The sequence below is a fragment of the Desulfurococcus sp. genome, from assembly GCF_038881575.1.
Classification (GTDB): Archaea; Thermoproteota; Thermoprotei_A; order Sulfolobales; family Desulfurococcaceae; genus Desulfurococcus.
Genome location: NZ_JAVZPN010000017.1, coordinates 1 through 7,870 on the forward strand (window position 1 = coordinate 1; position 7,870 = coordinate 7,870).

The following is a 7,870-nucleotide window of genomic DNA, read 5'->3' on the forward strand; positions in this document are numbered from 1 at the left end:
AGAAGAGAAAGGATTCGAAGCAATGTACTATAAGCATGATGATAGAGAGATAATGTTTGCAAAAATAGAGAGAGTACTAGCAGAACTCAGAGAAGATGGAGGAGAGATAATCCCTCTAGAAAGCCTAAGAGAATACCTAGAAGATCTAGAAAACTTCTCAATATACCCAAGTGAGGTAGCAGAAAGAATAAGAAAATGGATAGAAACAGAATAGATAGAGGGCCCGTCGCCCAGCCAGGATAGGGCGCCGGCCTCCGGAGCCGGAGGACCCGGGTTCAAATCCCGGCGGGCCCGTGATCATTTATTTAATTGTTTAAAGATCCCTCCAGCGTTCCCGGATCCGCGGAACCCCGGAAACTCACTCGTGGAGCTCCCTCAACGTGATTCAACGCACCTGAATTATCATTCACCTATATGAGCACTGTCAAGGCGTAGATCAAAGCCGGTAGCTCTAGTAAGGGCGTGCTCTTGTTTCCCTCGGTAGCTATTTTACTAGTTACGAAGCCTCTCAAGATTTTCTAATGCATAGTGATATCTCTCTAGGTTAAGATCAAGTCCATGATTCTCTATTCATATCAATAACTTGATTTAGGAGAAGAGCATCTTCAAGAATCTCGAGGCTCCTTATTTACAAGCTAATTCCTTTATTCCATCTCTCCGTACTCACAATGGTTATCCCATATTATTGCATGCTAGGTGATCGATGCAATACTTAAATACGCATATTAAAATCACATACTAATAATACGTCCGGATATAGGCAATGAAAAGGTAGTGAAAAGCATGTACAAAGGTTTAACTAGTGAAGAGGTCCTTGCAAGGCTTAAGACCTACGGTCCTAACAAGGTACCTGAGAGGAAAGAGAACATAGTGGTGATTTTCTTAAAGAAATTTACGGGGTTAACGCCATATGCTATAGAAATAGCAGCATTGATCTCCCTTATCCTGGGGAAATACGTCGACTTCGCTATTATGGTTTCACTGCTTCTCGTAAACTCCGTTATAGGTGTTTTCCATGAGTATAGAGCTAGTAAAGCCGTTGAGATGCTTAAATCGAAGTTGAAGGTAGTTGTGAAGGCTTTGAGAGATGGTAAATGGATCGACGTTATCGCTGAAGACATTGTTCCAGATGATATCGTGAAGATCTCCATGGGGGATATAGTACCCGCTGATGGCGTTATTGTGGAGGGCTCCGTAGTTGTCGATGAGTCAGCGTTAACCGGGGAATCTATACCGGTCGAGAAAAATGTTAACGACGCAGTTTACGCTGGAACCACTGTTGTCAGAGGCGAAGCCGTGATTAAAATAATTGCAACTGGTGTGAGAACCCGTTTCGGCAGAACAGTAGAATTAATTCAAATAGCGAAGCCCAGGCTTCTAATAGAGGAGATTACTAATAGCATAACCAAGTGGCTTCTATTCATAGACTCTTTCTTCATAATACTAGTTGTAGTGAAACTTATCCTAGTAGGGCTTAGTATACTAGATATTCTGCCCTTCACTCTAACACTACTACTGGCCTCAATACCCATAGCTTTACCAGCTATGACCACGATAACCCTTGCTCTTGGAAGCGTTGAGCTCGCTAAGAACGGCATAATTATTAGAAGACTTGAGGCAGTAGAAGCAGCTTCCATGATGGATATTATATGCTTAGATAAAACAGGTACAATAACTGAGAACAGAATAGTGGTAGATAAAGTAATACCACTAAGTAGTGAGTATGGCGAGAAAGATGTTGTTCTATACGCCGCTCTAGTATCCGAAGAAGTAACAAAAGACCCCATAGATAACGCTATAAGACAGAAAGCCAGGGAGATGAATATTGATGTAAGTATAGCTAAAATCCTGGAGTTTAAGCCATTTACGCCGGAAACAAAGAGAAGTGAAGCAATTATTCAGCTAGGGAATAGAAAACTAAGGGTTATGAAAGGAGCGCCACAAGTGCTTCTTCAACTAGCAAGTAACAGTAATAAGGAAAGTATTGAAAAAGTGGTAGAAGCGCTTGGTGATGAAGGTCTTAGGCCATTAGCAGTTGCACTAGAGACTCAACAAAATGATGTTAAGATTATTGGTTTACTGGGACTCTACGATAAACCTCGTGAAGACTCTCAGCACTTTATAAAAATCATGAAGGGTCTAGGTGTAAATCCAAAGATGATTACAGGGGATAACATACACGTAGCTAAGGCTATAGCGAGAAAGGTTGGTATTGGTGATAAAGCTGTAAGCTTAAGAGAGGTCTCGAAAGATCAGCTGAGTGGGATTATCGAAGATATCGATGTTTTCGCAGAAGTCACTCCTGAAGACAAGTACGATATTGTAGAAGCTTTGCAGAGGAAAGGGCATGTAGTTGGCATGACGGGAGATGGTGTTAATGATGCGCCTGCGCTTAAGAAAGCTGAACTTGGTATAGCTGTTAGCGGTGCCACCGATGTAGCTAAATCAGTGGCTTCAGCAGTGCTTTTATATCCTGGATTGAGAGTAATCGTCGATATCATAAGCCTCGGGAGAAGTGCTTATAGGAAGATAGTTGTTTGGACTATAAATAAAGTTGTTAAGACTTTCGGCATAGTGTATTTCGTAGCATTATCAACACTGATTCTCGGGCTTCCAATACTGACACCTACTCATATGATACTAATGTTGCTTCTCTACGACTTTCCAACGCTATCTATAAGTATTGATGTAATAAGACCAAGTAAAAAACCAGAGAAATGGAACGTGAGAAAACTGACAATGATGTCAACTATTCTTGGCGGCGTAAATCTTGCGGAGCTATTTATAGCACTATACATAGCAAAACTCGTAGATTTACCATATCCGCAAATGCAGAGCTTCATCTTCTACATACTCCTTCTCACAGGGCTTTTGAACGTAGTGAACTTTAGAGAGACTGGGCCGTTTTGGAGTTCAAGACCAGGCAAGTACATGTTGTTAGCTATAATAGTAGACAGCGTAGTAGCAACGATCCTCGTATGGGAAGGGATAATAATACCGGCGTTACCTTTAAATATCATGGCATTAGCGTTAATCTATGTTGTATCTGCATTTCTAGTTACAGATGTAGCTAAAATCGCTGTATTCAAAGCTTTTAACTATAAATGAAGTTTTTCATAACGCATACTATTTGCACGATCTCTCGAGACCCTATCTACAAAGGAGTAGAAAAGCTATTCTTCTACGACATCAGGGGAAAATGTAAAATTCTAAGCTGTCGAGGAGGTTGTAGAAGGGTTTAAATAAGGCGAGCTCTAGGCGGTGTTTATACAGAGTCGTTTTTCGCTGTAAAGAGGCTTTTTTAAGCTGTTCATCGTTCTACCTAGTAGAGTGGAGTTAATTGAGTTAATTGTAACATTAAAGGAGTCAAATGTTTTTAGAATAAGTACAAGGCCTACTGGATAAAGAGGTTAGAGTATGAGTTCAGCTCTTATAAGTTTATATTAGATGAGTATACTCCGTGAGGATGATTTGATGTATCTATACCAGAATCGCTCCACAGCATCCCATCTCTAATGGTCAAAAATACTGTCGGATAAGACTCTAAAGTCTTTATTGCTTTAGATGGCTCTTTAGAGAGAAAATGTACATCTATAATTCTCTTCTCAACAAGTTTCTTGAAAGATACTGCTACAACAATTCTATCGCTTTCGCGAAGAAGAAGTTCAACGAATCTCGGATCTAAGCCAGCTCTACGTGCAATCCTACATGCTTTCTTAGAGGGCTTAACATCTTCAACGTTAACTAGAAGGCCGAGAGCTTTAGATAAAATTCTTATAAAATCTTACTAGTTATCACCAATATATCATAGTCTTGAAGTTCAATACCATCAACACTGGCAACCTTTAAAACTACTTCAACTAGATCATCACCCGGACGAAGTTCAGGAAGTCTCAAACCAAACAACTCAACCTTCAACTTTTCAATTCCTTTGTTATAATATTTATTAATCTATAATCAAAATAATATATCATACGAGAGATACTTGATAAGGGTCGGTGGTAGGTTATGTCTAGGAAAACCGCTACTGAAAAAAGATTTATGATCGCTACCGCAGTCATCTGGTTTATGCTATCAGCTATGCTACCAGTAGTCAACAGACCTGATGTTCATGTTCTCGGCATACCACTGCTGTGGTTCTGGGTGCTGCTGTGGGTTTTTACGGTCCCCGTACTGTTGAGTATAGCTTATTACGTGCTTGAGGTGAGACAGTGATAGAAGCAGTAATAGCTACTTCAATAATTGCCATTATCCTAGCGATAACCTTCATTATAGGTATCTTAGCGTATAAATTGAGAATTAAAGCCCTCACTGTTGATACGTATATGGTTGCTGGTAGAACACTAGGCTTCGTAGTAACCTTTCTGAACATGGCAGCGGTCATCTACAGTGGTTTCGCCTTTCTAGGAGCTGCAGGCTGGGCTTATGCCTTCGGCGCACCAGTTCTCTACACATGGATCTACGGAGCTCTAGCATATACTTTAGCCTTCTTCTTCGCACCGAGGATTTGGGAGACAGCTAAGGGTCGAGGACTTCTTACACAAGCAGATTTCTTTATGTGGAGATATGGCAGTAAACTACTAATGGTTCTCACAGCACTAGTAGGGATAATCTTTAACATACCTTACGGTCAGCTTCAGATCCTAACTACTAAGTATGTACTAGATCTCTCCACCTACGGTGCCCTACCTACTCTGCACGTCGCCGTGATATCATTTGTGGTAGTGATGATATACGTCTTCCTCGGTGGCATGGTTAGTGTAGCAATAACTAACGTTTTTCTAGGTGCAATAATGCTTGCGGCAATGCTAGGTGGAGGGCTCTCACTAATTTTCTACTACTTCGGTGGATTGCCTGGGTTATTTGCTGCAGTAGAAGCAACATCCCCCAATCATACGTATCTTTGGGCAGCGGTAGGCAGAAACTCTGTTCAGTGGGTTATAACAGCTGCTGTGGGCTCCGGGCTAGGGTTCTGGGTTTGGCCACAGCTAGCGCAAATAGTGTTCCCCGCAAAAGACGCTAAGATTCTGAGAAGGAGTATAGTTATGACCTCTTGGTATCATGTCTTAGGGATCATCTGGGCATCTCTAACAGGACTTGTAGCTCTCGGCTTGGGTGTAAAGCTGAGTGTAGCCGATCAAGCCTTCCTAGCTCTAATAAGAGACACCTTCGGTCCAATAGCTTTAGGCTTCATAGGTGCTGCTGGGATGTCTGCTGCATTGTCTACAGCTGCAGGCATAATATTAACTCAAGCGAGCCTGTTATCCAGAAACATATACCAGGGGTGGATAAAGCCCGGAGCTAGCGAGAATGAAGTGGTGCTAGTTAGCAGGTTAGGGATAGTTGTGTTCACTATTATAAGTGTCATTCTAGCCTACACGGCGCCAGCGTACCTTGTCTACTTGCTACTGGTCGGATACACTGGAATAACTCAGATGTTCCCCGGATGGGTTCTGGGAAGCATATGGAAATGGATTACGCGAGAGGGTGTTTTAGCTGGTCTCATAGTTGGTCTAGTGGTAGGTGTTTTAACAAGCTTTGTTTGGCCAGACTACTTAGGGATACACTCAATAATCTGGGGTCTACTCTTCAACCTACCTATCACCCTGTTAGTATCTAAACTTACATACAGAGGTGGTTAGATTGAGCGAAGCAGATCGTATAGCAAAAAACTCTGAATGGGGTCTGAAAGTTCTAAAGGATATGGTGTCTATACCGACAGTCAACCCACCGGGTGAGAAGTACGGCGACTTTGCTAAGTTGTCGAAGGAAGTGCTTGAATATCTCGGCTTCGAGGTCTCCGTTTTCGAGGTTCCTCGAGATTACGTTGAAAGATACTACCCAGACTACTCTCAGTACCCCAGGTATATTGTGCTAGCAAAGTACGGTACCGGTAAACCAGTTCTACAGTTCAACGGACATTACGATGTAGTTCCTCCTGGGAGTGGCTGGAGTAAGAATCCCTTTGAGCTTATCATCGAGGGAGGAAGACTTTACGGTAGGGGTTCTTCAGATATGAAGGGCGGTATTGCAGCATTTATTGCTGCTGCTAAGACCTTAGTCGAGTCTGTAGGTAAGGTTAGGGGCACCTTAGAGTTAGCTCTAGTACCAGATGAGGAGATCGGTGGGGAGACCGGTACTGGGTACTTAGTAAGAGAAATAGGCTCCAGACCTGACTACGTTGTAATAGCTGAACCCAGCAGCTCTGGGACTATATGGATAGGACATAAGGGGGCTCTCTGGGTATTAGTTGAGGTATACGGTAGACAGGCTCATGGCTCAACCCCGTGGTTAGGGGTGAACGCTTTCGAGTATATGGTTAAGGTAGCAAGTAGATTAATAGATGAGTACATACCTCAGCTAGAGTCTAGGAGAAGCGCTTACGAGTACGATGACCCGAGAGGGGCTAGACCTACTGCTATGATAGGTGGAGAGGTTAGAGGAGGTGCGAAGGTTAATGTAGTACCAGGTTTCTACTCTTTCTCCATAGACCGCAGAATAACGCCAGAAGAGAGAGTTGAAGAAGTAGAGGGGGAAATTAGGGATTTAATAGAGAGAGTATCTAAGGAGTTCAAGGAGGTCAAGATAGAAGTGAAGGTAACTAACAGGCTACCACCAGCATTAACGGACCCGAGCTCGGACTTTGTGAGAACAGCTAGAGAAGTAGCCAAGGAAGTGCTTGGCTTTGAGCCTCGAACAACTGTTTGCCTAGGTGGATTAGACATGCGGTACTACACACAGGAGGGTATTCAAACAATTACATACGGTCCCGGCCTTCTAGGTTTAGCGCATATAGCAGACGAGTACCTACCGATCGAGGAATTCGAGAAGATGGTCAAGATTTACTACCTACTAATGAAGAAGTACCTCGAGTAGAAGCCTACTCTGTGTATGCATGCTTTTTCTCCCAGTACTCCTGCAGGGAGAATAAACTGCTCTAACTTAAAACTACCGAAGTTTGCTACTTGTTTTCTGCTTCCTGTTACTTCCCTCATCCTTCTTCCAGCTTCCCTACGCCACACTACTACTGCAGCGCTACAAAGCTGAAAGGGTGCAGTATCGTGAGTGAGAACCCGACTGAGAGATGAGAGGGCTACAGGAGGGTTTGAGCTACAGGAGGATCGCCAGGAAGTATGGAGCAACTTCATAACTACCGTTAGTGAAGTGCGTGGAAGAGGTGGTTCAGAGAGTAGCAGGAGTAGCGGAGAGAGTAGCAAAGCTTGAAGCAGAAGGAGGAGAAGATCGAGGAAGCTGAAGAGCATTCGTTTAAACCTCTCGAACTAGTGATCATCGATGAAGCCCTAGTTTTTATGAGGGAGAGGTTGAAGTAGGTTCAAGGAGTTGAGAATGTAGAGGTTGTAGCCAGTGCACTGAGACGGGATCCTAGACCACTGCCGGACACCTGCGCAGTTGCACGCGTTCATAAAGTTCTTGGCGCCGAAAGCATACGACTCTTACCTAATTCATCTGGTCATAAACCCATAACCCAGTCAACTATCTCCTTCTGCGCCTTTGGATTCTCTATATCCTCAATAATCCTACGTTATCATACCGATTTGTCTTAGCGATTCATCTGTTGCTAAAAGCCTTACATTACCAGTCTATTTAGGTTTCATCATGGGTTTTACTTCTCATGTTTGTTTGATTTACTCTCAAGCTGGCTTCTATAGAAAGATCTGTTTCCTGTTAGAAAATAGCTGACTGAAGCGGATATGACGGTGGGGATTATATAGCTGGGACCCATGGTTTCGGAGACTAGAGCTATGCTTGTTAAGAGAGTCTTGTTTGTTGCAGCCATTACTGCAGCCATTGATGACATTATGTAGAGAGGGGTTGGTTGGAGGTTGAGGATTGTTGCGTAAATGAGTCC

The 7,870-nt window shown here is 43.0% G+C and carries 9 protein-coding genes and 1 tRNA gene; 6 read left to right on the forward strand and 4 right to left on the reverse strand.

Features of this window, described 5'->3' with window-relative positions; translation table 11 throughout:
* From QXV08_RS08740 to QXV08_RS08750, 3 genes are all read left to right on the forward strand, one after another.
* Positions 1–214: hypothetical protein (locus QXV08_RS08740; RefSeq protein WP_342821557.1), on the forward strand; the 214-nt coding region annotated here is incomplete at its 5' end.
* A 5-nt stretch (positions 215–219) separates the two neighbouring features.
* Positions 220–294: transfer RNA gene (locus QXV08_RS08745), tRNA-Arg, on the forward strand.
* A 489-nt stretch (positions 295–783) separates the two neighbouring features.
* Positions 784–3,108, forward strand: coding sequence for a plasma-membrane proton-efflux P-type ATPase (locus QXV08_RS08750; protein WP_342821558.1), 2,325 nt, complete (start codon positions 784–786; stop codon positions 3,106–3,108).
* A gap of 322 nt (positions 3,109–3,430) precedes the next feature.
* On the opposite strand, the gene QXV08_RS08960 is transcribed toward QXV08_RS08750, so the two are convergent.
* Both QXV08_RS08960 and QXV08_RS08965 read right to left on the reverse strand, forming a co-directional pair.
* Complete coding sequence (locus QXV08_RS08960; RefSeq protein WP_404991082.1) at positions 3,431–3,778, reverse strand: coenzyme F420-0:L-glutamate ligase; 348 nt, start codon at positions 3,776–3,778, stop codon at positions 3,431–3,433.
* Entirely contained in the window at positions 3,775–3,918 is a 144-nt protein-coding gene (locus QXV08_RS08965) for a coenzyme F420-0:L-glutamate ligase (RefSeq protein WP_404991081.1), read from the reverse strand. Before QXV08_RS08965 ends, QXV08_RS08960 begins: the two co-directional genes overlap by 4 nt.
* A gap of 90 nt (positions 3,919–4,008) precedes the next feature.
* Between QXV08_RS08965 and QXV08_RS08755 the strand changes: the two genes are divergently transcribed.
* From QXV08_RS08755 to QXV08_RS08765, 3 genes are read left to right on the forward strand one after another with little or no spacing between them, the layout of a single operon-like run.
* Positions 4,009–4,215 (forward strand): hypothetical protein, encoded by a 207-nt coding sequence (locus QXV08_RS08755; RefSeq protein ID WP_342821559.1) that lies wholly within the window; start codon positions 4,009–4,011, stop codon positions 4,213–4,215.
* Entirely contained in the window at positions 4,212–5,642 is a 1,431-nt protein-coding gene (locus tag QXV08_RS08760) for a sodium:solute symporter family protein (protein ID WP_342821560.1), read from the forward strand. Before QXV08_RS08755 ends, QXV08_RS08760 begins: the two co-directional genes overlap by 4 nt.
* A 1-nt stretch (position 5,643) precedes the next feature.
* Entirely contained in the window at positions 5,644–6,876 is a 1,233-nt protein-coding gene (locus tag QXV08_RS08765; protein WP_342821561.1) for a M20 family metallopeptidase, read from the forward strand.
* Here QXV08_RS08765 and QXV08_RS08770 read toward each other — a convergent pair.
* Together QXV08_RS08770 and QXV08_RS08775 are read right to left on the reverse strand one after the other, a co-directional pair.
* On the reverse strand, positions 6,846–6,995 hold the full coding sequence (locus QXV08_RS08770; RefSeq protein ID WP_342821562.1) for a hypothetical protein: 150 nt from the start codon (positions 6,993–6,995) through the stop codon (positions 6,846–6,848). The two genes, QXV08_RS08765 and QXV08_RS08770, sit on opposite strands and share 31 nt — an antisense overlap.
* Before the next feature lie 629 nt (positions 6,996–7,624).
* Positions 7,625–7,870: chloride channel protein (locus QXV08_RS08775; protein ID WP_342821563.1), on the reverse strand; the 246-nt coding region annotated here is incomplete at its 5' end.